Genomic DNA, 19995 nt, shown 5'->3' on the forward strand with positions numbered 1-19995 from the left:
CCCGCCGGTCCTGAAACTTCGTCGTATCCCCCGAACGTTGGCCTACCCGAATGCCGATTGCGGCAACCAGAGCGACAGGGCGGGCACCAAGAGCAAGAGGATCAGCACCAGCAGGTCAAGCGTCAGAAAAGCCGCCGCGCCCTTGAAGACTTCGGAAAGGGTGACGGATCGTGGCGTCACGCTCTTGATGACAAAGATGTTCAGCCCGATAGGCGGTGTGATCAGACCGATCTCGAGCAGCTTGATGACGATCACGCCGAACCAGATCAAATCGACCCCGTAGTTCGACATGATCGGCACCGTGAAAGGCAGCGTCAGAACGAGGATACCGATTGAATCGAGGAACATGCCGATCACGAGGTAAAAAACCACAATGGCGATCATCACGAGGTAAAACGGCGGGTCGAGGCTCTCGAGCCAGTCGAGTGCCAGCGGGGTGATGCGGGTCAACGAAATGAACGCCGTGAACAGCTTGGCCGCAAGTGCCACCATGAAGATCATTGCCGTCTGGCGGACCGTCTCGGCCCCGGAGTCGATCAGCGCGCTCCAGTTCAGCTTTTTGCGCGCGAGGCCAATCAGAATTGCCACGACAAGGCTGACAGCTGCGGCTTCGGTCGGGGTGAATATGCCCCAGTAGATGCCGCCGACCACGATCAGGAATAAAACGCAGGCAGGCCAAAGCCCGCGGATCGCAGCCGCGCGGTCAACCACCTCGTCGAACTGCTGTCGCGGCGCGTGCTGCGGCTTAAGCATACACCAGATCAAGATCGTCAGTAGAAAGCCGACCAGCGACAGGAGACCGGGAATGACCCCCGCGAGGAAAAGTCCGTTTACGGACTGTTCGGTAAAGATCGCATAGATCACAAAAAGCAGGCTTGGCGGGATCAGCGAACCGAGCGTGCCTCCAGCGGCGACCGATCCCGCCGCGAGCCTCGGGTGATAGCCATATTGCAGCATTTCGGGCACCGCGATCCGGCCCATCGCAGCGGCGCAGGCGACGCTCGACCCGGTGATGGCCGAAAAGCCCGCACAGCCCGAGACCGACGCCATTGCAAGCCCGCCCGGAAGCTTCCTCAACAGGATGCGCAGCGACCGATAGAGGTCCGTCGTGATCTCGGCATGATAAGCGACATGGCCCAGACCGATGAACAGGGGGATCATGCTGAGCGGATAATTGTGCACGAAGGCGAATGTATTCGAACCGATCAATCGCAGGGCCGGACGCATGCCGCCCAACAGGTTCAGATCGCCGCCCGGTCGCCAGGAAAAGAACAACAGCAGCCCGGCGGCAGCACAGGCACCGATGGCATAGGCGATAGGCACCCGCAGGGCGAGCAGGATCAGAACGGCAGCCACGACGCAGCCGGCGAGTAGTGTCGGTTCCATTGGGACCTCCGGTCAGAAACTGCGGCGCAGATCGATAATGAACATTACGAGAAGTCGGATCAGAAACACCGCCATGCCGAAGAGAAACACGAAATGGCCAAGCCACATGGGAATGTTCAGAACACCGGAGTAATAGTCCTGGCTTGCCCAGGCGCCCAGAGCATCGCGATAAGCCGCATAGGACACCAGCGAAACGAAAGCTATCCCGACCAGCTGTTCCAGAACGGCAAGCCGATGCCGGCCGCGTTTTGCCATCCACTCTGTAAAGAGGTCGACGCTGATGTGATTGCGCGTAGCGGTCACCACACCCAGCGGCAGCAGGATAACCACCACCATCAGCTCTTTAACAAGCTGGATATCATCGGGGATGATTGCCCTTCCGATCCATCGGCTGATCACGTTGAGCGTAATCAGCGCCGCCATCAGAAAAAGCCCGACGACGGCTATCTGGCCCAATGCCCGCTCCGCGCGTGTTGGCGGAGCGGGGGCAAGCTCGTTCTCTGGTTGGGACACCAATTAGTCTCCCCTACTGCTTGGCTTTATAGTCTTCTATCAGCTTTTGGTATTCCGCCAAGAGAGCCTCACCGTCGCCACCATTCTCGCTGACGCGAGCGGTCCAGTCGTCGATGGATTGCGCGCTGGCCTCGTTCAGCCGGTCTCGATCTTCTTCCGAAAGCTCGGCGACGGTAATGCCCGCACCCTCGCCCCCTGACACCATCGACGCCAGCGCCTCTTCGTCGGTCTGCTCCATCTGTTCGGCGAGGTGATCGATGAAGTCACGCGAGAGCTTGTCAAAAACCTCTTTGTTCTCATCCGAAAAACCCGAATAGGTCATTTCGTTGATCGCGATGCCAAAGGACATGTTCTGGCCCCAGTCCAACGCCAGCACGTAAGGCGCGACCTCATACTGCCGATAGGCCTGCATGGCGTAGTAATAGTTCTGGTTACAGTCGAGCAGACCGGAATCCAGCGCCTGATACACATCTGCCTGGCTCATGCGGACGATTTCGGCGCCCAGCCGTTCAAGCGTATCGCCATATGGTCCTGACGCCCGGATCTTGAGACCGTTCAGATCGTCCAGCGTGTTGACCTCGGAGCGACAGATAAGCTGTACCGGCCCTGTCGTATAATTGGTGACATACTTGACGCCTGCCTTGCTGAACTCCTCGGCAATCATCTCGCTGTTTGAGAGGTCGTAAATGGCATTCAGACCGACCCACATATCGCTGTTTTCGACCGGCAGGTCACCAATGTTGTAAAGCTGCAATTCCTTGGGTGTGAAGAAGCCGATGATTGTGCCCAAGTCGGCCACACCATCCCCGACCCCAGAGAGCGTATCGCGCCCGCCAAGCAGGGAACCACCCCAGAAGAATTCTATCTTGAGGTCACCGTCGGTTCGTTTGTCCAATTCGGCGGCAAACCACTCGAGCGCTTCGGCGCGCGTTCCCCGGTTCGGTCCGTAATCGGAAAATCGAAGAACCGTTTCGGCACTGGCTGACACGCTGCCCGCTATCAAAAGTGCGGCAACAGCTGTTGTACGACTAAGTATGGAATTCATGATGCTCCTCCCAAGCATTTCGTTCTGCAATATTATGCATGCATAACTCACATTTACAAGCCGATAACTTGCGATTCATGCGGTATATTGCCAAGTTTTGCACGCAAAAGTGAGGGTAGCCGTCCTATGACGGCCAGCGCGGCCAGCACATGCATCGATGCCAGCATGGCCGCGAACTGCAGCGGCCAGAGCGTGGGGAACACGATGGCGGCCCAATACATCGCGACAAGTCCCGCCACGAATCCCGTGAGCCCTCGCAATGCGGTAGCGGCCTTAGGCGACGTACCCAGTTCCAGCAGCGAAGCGACCAACATGCCGCAGATCATGCCCGGGCAATCCGTCAATACGCGCAGGAAAAGCCCGATGTCGAAATGCGGGTCTGTTACGCAGAGCATTTCTTTGCCGCGAACCGCAAGATCGTAGGCGAACCCAAGGGCCATTGCCGCGGCGTGCGTCGGCACCGGCCAATATGCCAAAACCCTTGCCCGCGTCTTCACCATTTCAATTGCGCCGCAGCAGGTAATAAACAGACGGCTGGATCATGACGTGGCCACCATCAGCGGCCTCCATCCCCATTTCGTCGAACCGTTTTCGCGTTTCCTGACGAATGTCATCGCGCGCGGCCTGCTCGGCTCTTTTCTTGTCGACGTTCACGATTGCGGTGAGAAACGTATCGAAATCCGCAAAAACGCGCTGCAGCTCATACTCTCCTGACGCAATGCTTTCGAAAGGTGCCGGAGGATTATCCAGTCGCGCCTGAGCAGTGGTGCGAACCTCGGTTTCGTCCTCGATCAGCTTGATCACCTCGGTCATCATGCCGAAAGGACGCGGCTCAAAAGCAACCAGATGACCGCCGGGTCGCAGTACGCGGGCCGTTTCGCCGAGCATCGCCTCATGCACGTCGGCAGGCACATGATGAAAGCTGAAAACAAAGGAAACGAGGTCGAACGCGCCATCGTCGAACGGCAGGGACATGCCATCGCCAAGTGACAGCCGGGCCGGGTCGCAGCCTGCGGCGATAGCACGCTGTATGGTATCCCGATCAACCTCGAGACCATAGGCATCAGCGCCCTGCGTCAAGGCGAGACGCATGAAATCGCCCGTGCCGCAGCCGATATCCAGCAGGGTTTTCCCGGCTATCGGAAAATGGCTCTCCAGCTTTGCAAGATGCTGAGCAGCACCGGATGGCACCGCCCCTGCATTAGTGCTGCCTGTTGCGTCTTCCATCAGCCGCAACAGTTGCTTTTGAAACTGGCCGGCTGGACACCGCTGTGCCCGCAGCAACCGCCTGCCCAGAATTCGGCGCCCTTGCCGTGGCAGTATTTACCGTCGGCCTCGACCATCTCCATGAACCGCGGGTGGTCGTTGCGGCAGATATCGAGCTCATGCTTGACCCATGCAAGCGGGTCGGCCCCGTAGTCGTTCCAGTAGTCGCCCGGCATGTTGAGCCCCGGTACTGCAGGGTTCCAGGATTCATCCAGCCACAGGTCGGCATCGCCATATTGGGATGCCAGTTTGCGGATCTTGGGATCGTCCAGCGCAAGCAGACGCCCGTTCTCGATCAGCAGCTCGTTATCACCTTCCATTTCCAGATGGTAGGTCGGGAAATAGAGGTGCAGGTGCCAGTGCCCCACCGGCAGCCCCTGACGCGCCGCGTTGCGTTCGTCCATCGAAGAGATGATCGTGCCAAAGCCCATATGGATCACGCCGGACCGCACCCGCTCATAGAGGCAGTTCACGAAACCGGACGGGAAGTCCTTGCGCGGGCGGTGAATATGCGGGTTGGTGCCGATGGACGCCTCCCACCAATGCATCAGGCCCTTACCGTTGAACCCGGGATACTGGAGGTCTTCGGTCTGCGCCATGATTGCACGCAATTGATCTCCAAAGTCGCCACCTGCGTTGATCTGCGTGATCTTTGAATTCTCGACGATCAGCTGGGTCCAGTCGCAGGGCGCGATATGGTTGGTCGTGCCAGCAATGACGCCGCAGCCATCTTCCTTGCCCTTCAGATACATCCAAGGGCGACCGGTGATATGGCCCGGCAGATAGGTTGCTCCGAACTTCGGGTTCCCTTCCCACGTGCTGTTTACGAGGTCGGGGTTATACATCTCGCGGCGGCTGTCCCAGTAGCCATCATGGTTGGTGAATTCGATATCGGTGCCTTCGGGGTCGGTGATGCGTGCACGCTTCGAGGCGCGGATGCGATCCCATGTCCACTGATCCATCGCGTTAAGAACTTCGATCGGCATCGCATGGGCCGGAGAGGCAAGGATCTCAGGAGTGATAAAGGGCATGCGCTGAATTTTGACGAACTTGTCGGTCAGCACCGGACCGCCATACCCCATGAAAATCTTGTCGTATTCCTGCTTTCTGGACGCTTCTTCCCATTCGTCCATCCATTGGGCCAGTTCCTTGGTACGGAAGAGATAGTAATCAACCTCGTCCGCGCCGACCCACTCCTTGACCGGCCCGCGATCAATCTCGCCAATCGTGTATTTGACGCCGTATTTTTCAAGAATCTTCTTGCAGGCTTCGATCACCATCGGGCTGTGCCAGTTATCAACCCGCAGCAGCACACGCTCGCCCGGCTTGAGATCCCAGCAGGCGTTGAGACCGTGGTTATAAGGCCGCTTCGCCACATGCTCGAGATAGGGCAAGAGCTGGTCCGGATGGGTCACATCCACATAGGGCGGGCAACGCGGCGGGCGTGTTCCGGACAGCGGGGGTTGCCCGAAAGAAGGTGCAAGCGATTTGGCTTTTTCCGTGTTGGAGACGTAGTTCATGGCATCCTCTTCAGGCAAATATCATTTTTGCATGCATAATTGCGTTTTTGATTCAGATCAACCCACTCACATGGGGCAATTGCATGCAAATAAACGCCTCCCCAGTCCAATCCGCTCGACATTTGCTTTTGCCGCAAATAATCTCTCTTCGGAATATATACTTAGATGGACCAGCCACCGAATGAGCATCGCTCTCGAAGACGCAACCGAGGCCCTGCGGCACGAGGTCATGGAAGGCCGGTTCCCCCCGGGGAACAAATTGCGCGAAGTCACCGTGGCCAAGGCCCTTGGCGTGTCACGCACCATCGCGCGCCTCGCGATGAGCCAGCTTGAACACGAAGGCCTTCTAGTCCGGGAACCCAACCGGGGCTCCAGAGTGCGTGCATTTTCCATCGAACAGATCGCGGATGCGATCGAGGTCAGGGGCGAGCTTGAGGGCATGGCCGTTCGCCTCGCCGCTGAAAAGGGTCTCGACAAGGCGCTGAACGATCGGCTCGAAGCGTTGCTTGAAGAATCCGAAAGCCTGCTTGCCTCCGTCGTCGACGATGACGACAAGCGTGCCCGGTGGATCGGCATAAACGAGGAATTTCACGCGCTCCTGATCGGGGCCAGCGGGAATTGGGCTCTGGCGATTTCGATCCCGCAGGTTTCAGCCCTTCCGCTTGTGTCCTCCAGCATTATCATTTTCGACAGGAGGGACATCGGGCGCAGCCAGGAACAACTGAAAGCGGCCCATGAAGATCACAGGCGTATCCTTATGGCGGTGCAACTACGTCAGGGACACAGGGCCGAAGCGCAGATGCGCGAGCACGCATTCAAGAACGCGCAGAACAAAAGGTCGAACCTGACCGATCCCGAGGCGCTTTCATTGGTGAGATCGCTGCCAGGCGGACGTCTGATCGTCTGACGCCTGCCCTGAACAAAACATTTCCAACGCTGCTCTGGCGGCATCCGGTAGAGGCAACCGAAGCTCTCGGGGTCCCGCTTACGGCAAACTACCCCCCCAGAATAAATTGCAGCCGGGACGGGATGGGGGCCCGACACCGGCTACAAAACAAAAGAAATTGCTATGGGCGCGCACTCACAAACGCCACGGAAATAAATTTACTACAAACAACGTTCCACGCTTACACGCCAGGGATGGATGGGCAGACGCGGCGACGTAAGCAAACACTGGCATGAAACAATTGCATAGGAAATGCGTGTGATTGCCTGCGTAATATTGCCTATAAGCAATTGGCCCTGCCGCAGTTGCCTCACGCAGAATTTTGTGGAACTCAAATATAGCGGGTGAAGCATTGCTGGCCGGCATCCTGGGAGAAACACGGCCATGCGGAATTCACTTGGAGCCATGCTCGCCATTGGTCTGGCCGGGTTGCAGTTCATTGCGATCCTCGCCGTGGTGTTTTCCTCTTTCGTCACTTCGGAACGTGCATTGCTGGACCACGCACGTGATCTGCTCAGCGATATCGGCACCAATGCCATCGAACATTCGCGCGGATTTCTGAACCCGGCCCGCGGTGCGGCGGAACTTTCGGCGCGGCTGGCTCAGGATCGGGTGATCGCCAGCGACGTGCCGGAACAGCTTGAACGGCTGCTTTTTCAGCAATTGCAGCTCGCGCCGCAATTCGCCGGTCTCTATCACGGGACGGAAAACGGTGAATTCGTCTATGTGATGCGCAGTGAAGAGCCGGGACCATTTCGCACCAAGATCATTCGTACCGAGGGCGAGCAACGCACGACCGAACTGATCTGGCGGGACGACGATTTCAACGTCGTCGAACGCCGGTTGGACCCGGAAGACGTGTATGATCCCCGCACCCGCCCCTGGTACATATTGGCGCGGGAACAACTGACGACGATCTGGACCGACCCCTATATTTTCTTTTCCTCGCAGCGCCCCGGGATCACGCTTGCCTCGCCGGTACTGGAAGAAACCGGCAGCGTGCGCGGTATTGTCGGTGTCGACATCGAGATCAGCGACATTTCGGATTTTCTTGCGCGGCTTAGGATCGGCACGTCCGGACGCGCGCTGATCATTCACAGCAATGGCGACGTGATCGCGCATCCGGACAAGAACTTGCTTAAAACGCAGAACGCCGATGGCACCCTGCGTTTCGTCGATATCCAGAATTTCGAAGACCCCATCGCCCGCGCCGCATTTGGCTATTTGATGGAAGACGGCACGGTTTCGGTTGAAAAGGAAACGCTGTCGCAGTTCACCTATGGTGGCGAGACCTATGTTTCCGTCGTCATGCCACCGATCAATGACAACCTGTCATGGATCACGGCGGCCTATGCGCCCGAAAGCGATTTCACCTCCGTCATCAAGCATAACCGGCGCATGAACATCTGGATCGCGGCACTGGTTGCCGTCATCACCGGGTTGTGCGGACTTGGCCTTGCGAATTACATCTACAAGCCGGTTCGTGCCTTTGCGGTTCGATCCGCCCTCATATCACAGGGCGAACTCGACCCGGCCGAACCGCTTCCGAAGACATACCAAGAACTCGAAAATGCGAACCGCACGATGATGCAGCAGATTGCTGCACGGCGCGCGACCGAGATCGAATATGGCAAGACCTTCGATCTGACCTCGCGCGGAATGGCGCAGATCGACGCGGGCACGGGTCGGCTGGTGCGGGTCAATGAGAGGTTTTCCAAGATCACCGGTTACTCGGCAGACGCCTTGCGCGAAATGGCGTTTTCCGATCTCGTCCATCCGGACGATCCGCCGTTCCTCCTTTTTGATGCAGGACAGGGCAGCGTCCCCCATGAGATCAACTCGGAACTTCGCTGCCAGCGCAAAGACGGCGAAACGATCTGGATCGCCGTGAATGCCATCATGATCTTCAACCATGACGGAAAGCCCTTGCATTACGTCCTGACCATAGACGACATCACCCAGACGAAACAGACCGAGGAACAGATTGCCGAACTGAACCGGGAACTGTCCAACCTGTCCCGCGACAATACGATGGGTCAGGTTGCGGCCGGTCTCGCGCATGAGCTTAACCAGCCTCTCACCGCGATAACGCAGAATGCGGACAGTGCTCTTTTTGCCGTCGATCAGCTTGCTGGCTCGGACAGTGACTTGCACACGATGCTTGAGGAGATTGCAACCCAGTCCATGCGGGCGGGCGAGATCATCAAGGCGCTGCGGGCCTTTATCCGCCGCGACGAAGGTATCCGCAAACCGTTTGATCTTGCCGAACTGGTCCACCAGACGCGCCACCTTGTCATTGCCGAAGCCCGCGCGGCAAATGTCACAATCGACGCCGACATCGCCGAACTGCCTCTTGTCTACGCCAACCGGCTCCAGATTGCACAGGTTCTGGTGAACCTGATTCGCAACGCCATCGAAGCCATCAGTGACTGCCCGCGGCAAGAGCGCGTTGTTTCAGTAAGGGCTCATACTCAGGGATCTCAGGTGCTTGTCGTCGTTTCGGATACAGGCCCCGGTGTCGATCCGTCGATCAGCCTTTTCACCGACTTCGAAACGACCAAATCCACTGGCATGGGACTTGGGCTTTCAATCTGCAAATCGATCGTTCAGGCCAATGGCGGAAAGCTCTGGCATGAAGATCGCGACCCGAATGGTGCTTCTTTCTATTTTACCATCGATGTTGCGAATACTTGATCAAATCAGCCAGATGCTACAACCTATTACCAAAGCAACAAAATTTCCCTGAACAACCGGGTGGGTTTTGCACCCCGAGTTCCATAGTTCGAACAAGATTGCATGACAGACCGACGGCCTCTCGTGTTCATCGTCGATGACGATCAGGATATCCGGACCTCGCTGTTGCGGGCGCTGGGGCAGCGCGGCTATGAGGTCAAAGCCTATGACTCGGCATCCAGCTTTCTGACCGCCTATGATGGTTCGCGCGCAGGCTGCGTCATTCTCGACTACGGCATGCCAGAAATGAATGGCCTCGAGCTTCAGGTCATTCTTAACAATAAGAACTGGCCGCTGGCCGTAATCTTCATCACCGGACATGGCGGCGTGCCTGAATCGGTACAGGCGATGAAGGGTGGCGCGGTAGACTTTCTTGAAAAACCGTTCCGGCAGTCAGATCTGGTAGAGCGCATTGACGTCGCCCTTGAACTGGCCGAGAGCCGGCACCAGGCCAGCGCGTCACAAAACGCGATCCGGGCACGTTTCGAACGGCTCACCGAGCGCGAAGCCGAGATCGTCAGCCATGTGCTTGCCAACCCGGCCGAGGTTTCCAGCAAGGAGATCGGGCTAACCCTTGGGATCAGCCCGCGTACCGTGGATCACCACCGGGCCCGCATTCTTGAAAAGCTCGAGGTCCGATCACTCGTCGAACTTGTCAGGCTTGCGGCGACCCTGGAGGGCGAAGGCCCGGCAGGCAATTGATGTACTGGTCGGCATAAACACTTTGGAAATTCACGTAGAGAAACACGCGCCGCGCGAAAACGCCCGGCGAACCGGGCGTTTTCTATTTTAAGCCATACGTTGCTGACGTCCGGTGAAATGAAGGACCAATTCGATCCCGGCAAGCACCAGCATCGAAAGACCAACCAGCGGGAAGAACAGGCCAGCCGCGATTGCCATCACCAGCAAGCCGCGGGGTATGCGCCAGTCCGTCGGCACCTGAGGTACACCGAGAGCGCCACTGGGCCGCCGTTTCCACCACATGGTCGCGGCTGAAACGCAAAGCAGCACCATCGCAAGGCAGGCCAGCAAAAGGATGATCTGGTTCACCAGCCCCCATTCCTGCCCCATGTGAACACTGATCCCCCATTCGGCCCAGCGACCCAGTGTTCCAAGGTCTTCGAGCCCGGCGTCATAGAGCACCTCGCCCGTGTACTGATCAAGGTGGATCACCCGCTCGTAAGTGATGTCATCGGGATAGACCGAGGCGGTGAAAACACCCTCGGGACCGTTTGGCATGGATACGGCGTAACCGGGCACAATGCCAAGGTTCTCAACCGTTTCGACAACCACATCCAGCGGCCGCGCAGGGTCGTCAGAGACCTCTGACAACGGCATCGGCTGCTTTTCCATGATCCACGGGGCGCGGTCGACAGCGTCCGCCACCGGCTGCGTCGAGACGGGTGTGTTCGACCAATATCCATCGGGCATGCCAAGACCCAGCGCATAGCTGTAGTCGTAGAACTTGCCGCCCCAGACCGAGGACCAGGGAAGGCCGGTCAGCGCGAGGAACACGATGAAGACACCGGTATAAAGACCTGTCACCGCATGCAGGTCGCGCCACAGCGGACGCCCGCGTTTTGCCTTGACGGTAACGGTCCCGACCTTGCGGCCCCGTGGCAGCCAGAGATAGATGCCGGTGCCGACCAGTAGGACCATCCATCCCGCTGCAGCCTCGATCAGTCGGTTGCCGAACCAGCCGATGTATTCGAGCGAATGCAGCTTTCTCACGACGAGCATCGCCGGGCTTCCGGCCGGTCCGCTTTCCCAGAGGCTGCCGATAACCGCGCCGCTATACGGGTCCACGAAGACGGTATTTTTCAGCCCGTCTTCGCCGAGAATATCCACCTCCGCGCTTCGGTCGGGTGCGGCCGCGGGTGAGTAGGACTTGATTTCGCCCGGATGCGCCTCAAGCGCGGCCGCCGTAATTTGTGACGGGCGCAGTGGTGCTCCCGAGGCTTCGACAAAGCGCAGATGCCGATAGGCCGCATCGTTGATTTCGTCCTTGAAGAGATAGATGCCGCCTGTGACGGCAAGGATCAGCACAAAGGGGAGGATCACCAGCCCCGCGATAAAATGCCATCTCCAGACAGCACGGTAGAGAGCGGCGCCCGCCGCTGTTTTGGTTTGTTCAGTCATGAATCCATTCCGATTGGCCCGTCTGGCGGGCGATAATTTAGCCGTCAGAAACTCTGTACGGCGGACTGCTGGAAGGGACGGCACAAGGCCGTCAGGCAATCTCGGGCGGCGCCCTTGGGGAATGGTTGATATTGCGGGTTTGCGCTGAACGATGCAGGTCGCGGGCCAGCAACCACCCATCGTAAGGCGTCAGAAGGAGAAGCTCTCCCTCATGTCCGAAAGACGGACTTTCGGGAAGGCCGTGACAAAACGGACAATGGTGGTCGGCATGTCCCGAGGTTCCGCAAAAATCGTCTCCGGCGACCCCGTGGATCAGTTCGAAAGCCTCGTATGCGTTAGTGTGCCGGTCGGGTGCCATCATGCCAGCCGAGGTCACACTCGCCAGCAAGAGCATCGCCATCAAGGCGAATGCAGCTATGGATTCGATCCGTTTCAACATTCCGTGATCTCTTGCATGGCCCGGGAGATCGCGGAAGTCGCAAATATTGCAAAACTTGCCAGAAATGGGCGTAAACGAGGATATTGGGCAACATTTCGCCTCAAGAATCGAACCGAGGGCCTGCGCCGAAGTTACTCAACGATCCGTTGCTCAACCGACATCCCGTCGGTCAGACTGGCCGGCGGGTACAGCACGACCAGATCGCCCTCGGTCAACCCGTCGAGCACTTCGGCTTCGCTTCCGTTGTCATGTCCAACCTCAATCATCCTCAGTTGGGCGGTTCCGTCGTTGTCGACCAGTACGGACCATGCCTGCTGTTCCCTGAACAGGGCGCTCGACGGAACCATCAGCGCATCGTCCTTCGACCAGACGACGATCCGCGCTTCGACCGCATAACCGTGCCCCAGACCCGCGCGCTCTTCTGGCGAACTCGTCAGCTCGACAACCGCGGTCACGCGCTGTTCTTCGACCCCAAGGGCGGAAACTTTCGTTTCACCAAAGGGCTCAACGCGCGTTACCACCCCCGAGAGGGAGGCTGCTCCGCCCCAGTTCTCGATATCCACCGGATCACCGACATGCACGTTGATCGCATCGGGCGAAATCAGTTCAACGACAACTTCCAGACCGTCGCGGATATCGCCCACTACAAGAATGGGTGAGCCAGCGGCGAGCGTGGTTTCGTCCTGATGGAGCACCTGCAGTATTACGCCATCCGTTGGCGCATGGATCGGCATTTCCTCCCCGAGCAGGGCATCCGGCGCGTCGTAGAAATCCGGATCGTCAAAGCCGATCAGTTGCGCACGCGCCCTTCTGAGTTCCGCCCTCTGCTGTTCTATTGCCGCTGTCGCGGTATCGAACCGGGCCTGCGCAGCACGCGCAGCGCTTTGGGCGCGGTCCAGCGCGGCAAGACTGACCGTTCCGCTGTCGGCCAGCTGTTCGGTGCGTTTCAGATCGGACTTGGCAAGATCAGCATCCGCGCTTGCGGCCTTCATGTTGGCCTCGGCAACATGAAGGGCCGCTTCGGCAGCTTCGACAGCGGCAAGGGCCTGCCCTCGTGTCCGTACGTCGAGCGCGGCGGGATTGGCAGGCCGCATTTGCGCGACGACCGTCACATCTTTCTTAATCGGATCGCCCGGCATGACGTCGACGCGCAGCAAACGCCCGTCCATCGGGGTCGACACGACAAAGGCGTCGCGCACACGGGTCTTGCCCTGCTCATCAACGGTCATACGCATCTGTCCTCTTGTGACCTCTCCAAGATCGACCATCATCGGTCTCGGCCAAAAGGCAAATGCAATGCCCGCGACCAAGAGGATAGCGGCAAAACCAATAAGGATCGGGCGGGACAATGTCTTGCGTGCCATCATCTAGTCCCTCGATTTCAGGACCGTCACAAGGTCCATACGGTTCAGGTCGCGCTCAACGAGCAAGCCTGAAATGGCTGCGGCGACCAGAATGAAAGCTGCGGAAAACCCGTGGCTGAACGGGTCGTAGTAGGCCGGTATCTGGTAGAGTTCGGAGGAAAAACCACGCGCTATAGCAAAGGACAATGCGTAGCCGACAAGTGAGCCCACCGGTAGCGCGACGAGGATGATGATCGTCAGCTCGCCCAAGAGGACAAAGGCGGTTTCACCCTTGGTAAAGCCCATCACCCGCAACGAGGCCAGATCGCGCGACCGTTCATTCTGGGCGATCCGGGCCGCGTTATAGACAATGCCGAAGGTAATGATGAAGGCCACCGCGCCCATGATATAGCGCGCCGACCCCGCACCCTGATCCATCAGCTTTTGCAGGGACTCTCGCGCGTTCTCGGACACGCTCACCCCCGCGACTGTTGGCATGTCCTTGAGCCGCCGATAAATCGCATCGGCCCGAGCGCCATCCACGCGAATGTGCGCCCCCGATATCCGGCCCGGCTCGGACATGACATCGTTGAGCGCTGGAAGCCGCATATAGGCCGGAGCTCCGATCAGGCTGCGCGCAACGCGGGTCACCGGAACAGCAAGTGTCGGCTGCCGCCCCTCGCGCACCTCCACCGAAAGCACCTCGCCCGGTTCCACGTCCAGAATCTCTGCAAGCGCTTGTCCCAGAACGAGGCCTTGAGTCGGGAGCGGTATCGCGGAGAGCTTATCGTCGATGGCCCGTGTCAGTTCAGGCTTGTCTATCATGCCGGACACGCTACCCCGATGGGTTCTGCGCCCATGTTTCAGAGTGGCCGCGACCTCTCGGAACGGTTCGACGGTGATAACCCCGGGAATGCGCCCCAGTTCAAAAGCCGCCTTTTCGCCAAGCGGCGTGTGAAAAAAGACGGTTGCGTCCGACCGGTCGATCACCGTGAAGCTCAGGTCCATCATCCGGTCGAATGATCCGTAGATGGTGGTCATTCCCGATGCGAGCGCCATGCCTCCGGCTATCCCCGCTGACAGCGCGAGGGACCGCCAAGGTGACCGGGCCAGTCCCCGGAAGACAATCCGTGTCGGCTGGTCCAGCAAGCGTCCGACCGTTCCCCTAAAGGTCACGGTCTTTGAATAATCGGCAGGTGTCGGCGGGCGCATCGCTTCGAACGGGGTCAGGGCGAAAATACGTTTCAGGACAAATACGCTGCCGGCAGAGGCGGCAGCGATGCTTGCCAGAACGCCGATGGCAAATGCCGCAGGATCCGGGCGAAAGACAAGAAAAGGAAAGTTGTAGAAGGTCGTATAGATCGGGATCATCGCGCGCCCAGCCAGCACGCCGAACAGGCACCCCATCAAGGCCCCCGCCCCCGCGATCAATAGAACGAGCTTGAAGTAATGCGTTCCGACCTCGCGGTTGGTATAGCCGAACGCCTTGAGCAGGCCGATCTCCTCGCGCTCGGCCTGCACGATCCGGTTGACCACGATATAAAGCAGGAAAGCCGCGATCGCGATAAAGAGCGGTGGAACGGCCCGCGACATGGTAGCAAGCCCGTCAATCTCCTCGCTGACAAAACGGTCCGAGACCAGCTCGCGGCGGCCATAGGCACCCGTCCCGCCCCAAGGTGCCAGCACCTCGTCCACCGCCGCGATCACGGCCTCACGCGACGCATGCCGTGACAGGGACAGCAACACCTCATTGAAAGCGCCCTCCATATCATAGGCCGCGGCCAGCGCGGAGTGTCGCATCCAGATCGCGCCGTACCTTGCCGGGTCGGGCACCATTTCCCCGGGCGCCGCGACAAACAGGAATTCCGGCGACTGGGCCAGCCCGACAATCCTGATGGACCGACGAAGACCGTTCATCGTCACATTGATCCGATCCCCGATCCCATAACCATGCGCCGAGGCAAAACCGGACAGAAGCAGTGCCTCATCGCGATGCCTTTCCTCGGGAAGCCTCCCTCTTGTGAGGTAGACACTGTTCAACACCTGCGGCCCGGTGTCCGGCAGACCGATGGCCAGCGACTGGATCGGAACCGGCTCCCCGGGCACGTCGATCAGAGCGCGTCCTACCACGCGCCCGGACAGGCGGGCCACGCCCGGAATAGCGGCCATCCGGTCCAGCACCGCATCGGGCGCTCGTACCGTCGGGGCAAAGACATCGGCAAGGTTGTTGCGTTCGTAATAGGCCCGTCGCGTTTCTGTCAGCGAAGCGACCAGACCGGACATCATGATCTGAAGCAGAACGCCCGTGGCGATGACAAGAGCGATGGCGACGGCCTGACCCTTGATCCGCCAGAGGTCGCGGAACAGTTTGAGGTCGAGCGAGGTCACCACTCGATCTCCGCAGGTTTTCGGCGGGTTTCATTCACATGCATCTGCCCGATCTGACCATCGACCAGACGAATGACGCGATGGGCCATATCCGCGATATTCGCGGCATGCGTCACCATGAGGACGGTCGCCCCGAGTTCCGCGTTTACATCGTTGAGCACCTCGAGAACGGCGCGCCCCGTCGTGCTGTCAAGCGCGCCCGTCGGCTCGTCGCAAAACAGAACATCCGGCTGCTTGGCAATCGCGCGGGCAATCGCGACCCGTTGCTGTTCACCTCCGGACAGTTGCGAGGGGAAATGGTCGAGCCGCTTCGTGAGGCCAACCAGCCCCAGCGCCCGCTCCGGCGACATCGGATTGCTAGCGATTTCCGTGACAAGCTCGACATTCTCACGGGCCGTGAGACTGGGCATCAGGTTGTAGAACTGGAACACAAAGCCAACGTGGTCGCGCCGAAACCGGGTGAGCCCCGCATCGGACAAGTCGCCAAGATTGATATCGCGGAAATGCGCAGTCCCGGCGGTTGGCCTGTCGAGCCCCCCTAGAATGTTCAAAAGCGTCGATTTCCCGCTTCCGGACGCTCCTAGCATGACCACGATCTCACCCTCTGGAATGTCGAGATCGACACCGCGCAGGGCATGCACAATCGAACGCCCCTCACCATAGGTTTTGGTAAGGCCGCGCGTCGCAAAGGCTTGGGCTTTTTTCTCCTGCACCGTCGAGCCTACCCTCCGTTTCTGAGCCCGGCTCACCCAAGTCAGCCGAAGCAACGACATTCGGATTAATCTGCCGCCACCTTCCCGCATCGGGCCCGGATGGGATTTGATGCAGATCAACTTGCCGGGCACGGCCAAAGGGTAGAACCCAACGAATGGATGCTTGTTTTGCCGGCGCTTCAAAGATGGGCGTAAAAACACAAGAGAAGTAACCACCGCCACCCCGCCCACAGGGCAAGTGGTCATAAATCTGACGGAGCGCAGACAAGACTGACATCATGACAGCCACCCAAGCGACGCCGAAACTCAGAAGATCACTGAACACGCCATTGCTTACGCTCTATGGGCTTGGTGTGACCGTCGGTGCGGGTATCTATGTGCTTGTCGGTGCGACCGCGGATATAGCGGGTCCCTTCGCAGGCATCTCTTTTATCGTAGCGGCTCTGGTCGTGTCGCTGACCGCCCTTTCATACGCAGAGCTCGCGACCCGCTACCCAGTGAGCGCGGGTGAGGCCGCCTATGTCGAAGCCGCATTCAAAAGCAATTGGATCGCGGTGCTGGTCGGCCTCGCCGTTGCGGCCTCTGGGGTGATCTCGGCCTCGGCTGTGGCAATCGGCGCGGCCTCGTACCTTCACGACCTGACGGGGCTGGGAACCTCGTGGTTGACCATCGCCATCGTATTGCTGATGGGAGTCATCGCGCTCTGGGGCATTACGGAATCCGTTTACATCGCTGCCGTCATCACCGTCATCGAAATTACCGGCCTTCTTTTTGTCATTGTCTGGGGCATGTCGATTCCCGATCCGCAGGGCTATGCAGTTTCTGATATGATACCGACTTTTGAAATCGAAACGTGGCGCGGCATATTTGCCGCGTCGCTGCTGGCGTTTTTCGCCTTTGTCGGCTTCGAAGACATGGCCAATGTCGCTGAAGAAGTCATTGACCCGGTTCGCACGATCCCAAAGGCAATTCTGCTCACTCTCATTCTTGCCGCGCTGTTGTACTTGGCAACCTCGGTGACCGTTCTGCTCGTCGTCCCCATCGAAACGTTGTCAGCCTCCGCCGCGCCCCTCGCGCTGGTGTTTTCAGAGGCGCCGACGGCCGTCAAGCAAGGCTTCTCTGCAGTGGCGATTGTCGCCACGGTGAACGGCGTCCTGATCCAGATGATCATGGCTTCAAGGGTAATCTACGGGCTGGCCGACCGGGGACACCTGCCGCGGGCACTTGCAGTGGTGCCAAGCGCAACGCAAACACCTGTCATCGCGACCCTTCTGGTCGTCGCCGTTATTCTTATCCTGACGCAGGCATTGCCAATCGATATCCTGGCAGAGCGAACGTCGCAGATCGTTCTGGGCATCTTTGTTCTCGTCAATGCCGCGTTGATCCTGTTGAAGAGCAAGCAGGCCACAAGCAGACCACACTTTCACGTACCCGTCGTTGTGCCCGTTCTCGGGGTTGTTACCAGCGCGATGCTTTTGACAGCCGGCTTTCTTTAAGATGTAAATCGAGAGACCTGCAACGGACGCTGGATGCCCATGACCACTGAACGCCTGCCCGCCGGAACGAGGCTCTCCAACTGGTGGCACAGGACATTCGTGGATCTGGCCGAGCAGATGAGATGGTCCTACCTGCCGCCGCTGATGGTCTATTTCGCGGCGGGCGTGTCAGGGCTGACCTCTGTCGTCGGCGCTTTCTTCCTTAAGGATTACTTGGATCTCTCCGCCTCTTTTGTCGCCGGCCTGTCCTTCTGGGCCGGGCTGCCATGGATCCTCAAGATGCCGATGGGGCACGTGGTCGATCTGTTCTGGCGCTGGAAATCACTGCTTATTCTGCTCGGCGCCTCCCTGATCACGATGTCGCTGATGACTATGTATGCGCTGGTCACCGCCCCTGCTCCGATGGCCGACATCATGCCGCTCGAAAACTGGTACGTCATTGCACTGCTGCTGGCACCGTCAGGCTATGCCATTCAGGATGTCGTCGCCGACGCCATGACAGTCGAAGCCGTACCGACAACGGACGCCGATGGCAGCGATCTGCCGCCAGACGAGTTACGCGCCCGCCACACGACGATGCAAACCCTTGGACGCGTCGCGATCATCTCCGGTTTCGCGGGGGTCGCCGCGGTCAATATCTGGATATTTTCCGGCACGGAGGACTTGCAGACCGCCGACCGTCTTGCCCTTTACGGGCGGGTCTACCTGATCGCTCTCGCCATCCCGGTGATCTCGGTCAGCGGCGTGGTGCTGCACACCTTGATCCAACGCCGCAGCGCGAGCAAAGGAAAACCCCCGAGTGCGCCGGAAGAAGCAACCGAGGTGAAATGGCCCATCCTGCTGGGGGGCCTTGCATTCGTCATCCTGAGCATCGCGCTGGGAACCGCCGATTTCGACTATGCGCAAGAGAGCATTTTCGTCGTTTCGTTCTCGGTTATCCTCTATCTCATGTCGCGCCTGTTGAAAGAGCTTGATCCCCAACAGGCCAGGGTCCTGATCGGCACGGCCACGATTATCTTCGTATTTCGTGCGGTCCCCCTGCCCGGTCCCGGCCAAACCTGGTTCGAAATCGACGAGCTCGGGTTCGATGAACAGTTCCTCGCCATTCTCTCATTCATTACTTCACTGCTGGCCCTGCTCGGCCTGATTATTCTCAGACCTTTGATGGCGAACCGATCAATCGCACAGGTTGTCGTTCTGCTTACTATCGCGGCCGGTGTGTTGGCGCTGCCCAATCTGGCGCTTTACTACGGGGTGCATGAATGGACGGCGGCGCATACAGACGGCATCGTCGATGCCCGCTTTATCGCCATTCTGGACACTGCCGTGGAGTCTCCGCTCGGCCAGATTGCAATGGTGCCGATGCTGGCTTGGATTGCACGGAACGCGCCAACGCACTTGAAGGCAACCTTCTTCGCCGTCATGGCCTCCTTCACGAATATGGCCCTGTCAGCAAGCAGTCTCGGAACCAAATACCTCAACCAATGGTTCGTCGTCACGCGTGCAGTTACAAACCCGGAAACGGGCGCTGTCACCTCCGTCGCAGATTACAGCCAACTCGGGCATCTCTTGATCACGGTCGGCCTGATCACGGTGATCGTCCCGCTGGCCCTGGTCTTCATCATCCAGAACTCTCGCTTCCGCACGCAGGAATGAGACGGGATCACTTACTCTCGACATTGGTAAAGCCCCAAATTGTTGCCAACGGGATCGTTTCACATCGCCCGGATCGTTGCCCTGCTCTCAATTCCAACGCGAAATGCAGGCATTCGTTAAACACTCTATCTGATCCCGCTAGTGCTGCGAATGCCGATCTGCTCGGTCAGCGATGCCGTTATGCGGGTATATTAGGTGTTCAATGGTCCAGACTTTATGTCGCCCGATAAATGCAAAATAGCAAATATCGATCTCGGTTTGTCTTACCAATCGCCGTTCAAAGCGCTCCTCATCCGCCTGGGCTGTAGTCCGAATCCAAGTAACAACTAACAAAAGCTGCACTCGAAGCGCACAAGGCCGCGTTACGCCCTGCCCACAACGCGGAAAGCCGCCTTGCGGCGGCTTGTTCGGT

17 protein-coding genes are annotated in these 19995 nt (G+C 58.7%); 5 read left to right on the plus strand and 12 right to left on the minus strand.

The features are described from left to right. Positions 1 to 42 precede the first annotated feature (42 nt). The 6 genes from MF268_RS03520 to MF268_RS03545 form a co-directional block, all read right to left on the minus strand. Positions 43 to 1386, minus strand: coding sequence for a TRAP transporter large permease (locus MF268_RS03520; RefSeq protein WP_238369509.1), 1344 nt, complete (start codon positions 1384 to 1386; stop codon positions 43 to 45). 12 nt (positions 1387 to 1398) lie between these two features. After that, positions 1399 to 1899 (minus strand): TRAP transporter small permease, encoded by a 501-nt coding sequence (locus MF268_RS03525; protein ID WP_238369510.1) that lies wholly within the window; start codon positions 1897 to 1899, stop codon positions 1399 to 1401. A 13-nt stretch (positions 1900 to 1912) separates the two neighbouring features. Further along, entirely contained in the window at positions 1913 to 2944 is a 1032-nt protein-coding gene (locus MF268_RS03530; protein WP_238369511.1) for a C4-dicarboxylate TRAP transporter substrate-binding protein, read from the minus strand. 53 nt (positions 2945 to 2997) lie between these two features. Next, positions 2998 to 3384 carry a hypothetical protein gene (locus tag MF268_RS03535; RefSeq protein WP_238369512.1) on the minus strand — a complete coding sequence of 129 codons (387 nt, stop codon included), beginning with the start codon at positions 3382 to 3384 and terminating at the stop codon, positions 2998 to 3000. A gap of 61 nt (positions 3385 to 3445) precedes the next feature. Continuing rightward, complete coding sequence (locus MF268_RS03540; protein WP_238369513.1) at positions 3446 to 4171, minus strand: class I SAM-dependent methyltransferase; 726 nt, start codon at positions 4169 to 4171, stop codon at positions 3446 to 3448. After that, positions 4171 to 5730: a hypothetical protein gene (locus MF268_RS03545; protein WP_238369514.1), complete on the minus strand. Its 1560-nt coding sequence runs from the start codon at positions 5728 to 5730 to the stop codon at positions 4171 to 4173. Before MF268_RS03545 ends, MF268_RS03540 begins: the two co-directional genes overlap by 1 nt. 181 nt (positions 5731 to 5911) lie before the next feature. On the opposite strand from MF268_RS03545, the gene MF268_RS03550 reads away from it, so the two are divergent. The 3 genes from MF268_RS03550 to MF268_RS03560 all read left to right on the plus strand — a co-directional run bounded on the left by MF268_RS03550 (position 5912) and on the right by MF268_RS03560 (position 10111). Next, on the plus strand, positions 5912 to 6637 hold the full coding sequence (locus tag MF268_RS03550; protein WP_238369515.1) for a GntR family transcriptional regulator: 726 nt from the start codon (positions 5912 to 5914) through the stop codon (positions 6635 to 6637). Positions 6638 to 7060: 423 nt separating this feature from the next. Continuing rightward, positions 7061 to 9370: a cache domain-containing protein gene (locus MF268_RS03555; protein WP_238369516.1), complete on the plus strand. Its 2310-nt coding sequence runs from the start codon at positions 7061 to 7063 to the stop codon at positions 9368 to 9370. Positions 9371 to 9472: 102 nt separating this feature from the next. After that, positions 9473 to 10111 (plus strand): response regulator transcription factor, encoded by a 639-nt coding sequence (locus MF268_RS03560; RefSeq protein WP_238369517.1) that lies wholly within the window; start codon positions 9473 to 9475, stop codon positions 10109 to 10111. An 87-nt stretch (positions 10112 to 10198) separates the two neighbouring features. Here MF268_RS03560 and MF268_RS03565 read toward each other — a convergent pair whose 3' ends face one another. From MF268_RS03565 to MF268_RS03585, 5 genes are all read right to left on the minus strand, one after another. Next, positions 10199 to 11548, minus strand: a complete 1350-nt coding sequence (locus MF268_RS03565) for a PepSY-associated TM helix domain-containing protein (protein ID WP_238369518.1) — start codon at positions 11546 to 11548, stop codon at positions 10199 to 10201. 91 nt (positions 11549 to 11639) lie between these two features. Further along, positions 11640 to 11987: a hypothetical protein gene (locus tag MF268_RS03570; protein WP_238369519.1), complete on the minus strand. Its 348-nt coding sequence runs from the start codon at positions 11985 to 11987 to the stop codon at positions 11640 to 11642. Between the two features lie 131 nt (positions 11988 to 12118). Further along, positions 12119 to 13351, minus strand: a complete 1233-nt coding sequence (locus tag MF268_RS03575; RefSeq protein ID WP_238369520.1) for an efflux RND transporter periplasmic adaptor subunit — start codon at positions 13349 to 13351, stop codon at positions 12119 to 12121. A 3-nt stretch (positions 13352 to 13354) separates the two neighbouring features. Beyond that, positions 13355 to 15718 carry an ABC transporter permease gene (locus MF268_RS03580; RefSeq protein ID WP_238369521.1) on the minus strand — a complete coding sequence of 788 codons (2364 nt, stop codon included), beginning with the start codon at positions 15716 to 15718 and terminating at the stop codon, positions 13355 to 13357. Beyond that, positions 15715 to 16431 (minus strand): ABC transporter ATP-binding protein, encoded by a 717-nt coding sequence (locus MF268_RS03585; protein ID WP_238369522.1) that lies wholly within the window; start codon positions 16429 to 16431, stop codon positions 15715 to 15717. Before MF268_RS03585 ends, MF268_RS03580 begins: the two co-directional genes overlap by 4 nt. Before the next feature lie 278 nt (positions 16432 to 16709). Here MF268_RS03585 and MF268_RS03590 point away from each other — a divergent pair, with 278 nt between their 5' ends. Together MF268_RS03590 and MF268_RS03595 are read left to right on the plus strand one after the other, a co-directional pair. Further along, positions 16710 to 17927: an APC family permease gene (locus MF268_RS03590; protein WP_238369523.1), complete on the plus strand. Its 1218-nt coding sequence runs from the start codon at positions 16710 to 16712 to the stop codon at positions 17925 to 17927. A gap of 33 nt (positions 17928 to 17960) precedes the next feature. Beyond that, on the plus strand, positions 17961 to 19583 hold the full coding sequence (locus MF268_RS03595) for an MFS transporter (protein WP_337926775.1): 1623 nt from the start codon (positions 17961 to 17963) through the stop codon (positions 19581 to 19583). Positions 19584 to 19721: 138 nt separating this feature from the next. On the opposite strand, the gene MF268_RS03600 is transcribed toward MF268_RS03595, so the two are convergent. Beyond that, positions 19722 to 19995: hypothetical protein (locus MF268_RS03600; protein WP_238369524.1), on the minus strand; the 274-nt coding region annotated here is incomplete at its 5' end.

This window comes from Heliomarina baculiformis (assembly GCF_019966545.1).
Lineage (GTDB): Bacteria > Pseudomonadota > Alphaproteobacteria > Rhodobacterales > Rhodobacteraceae > Heliomarina > Heliomarina baculiformis.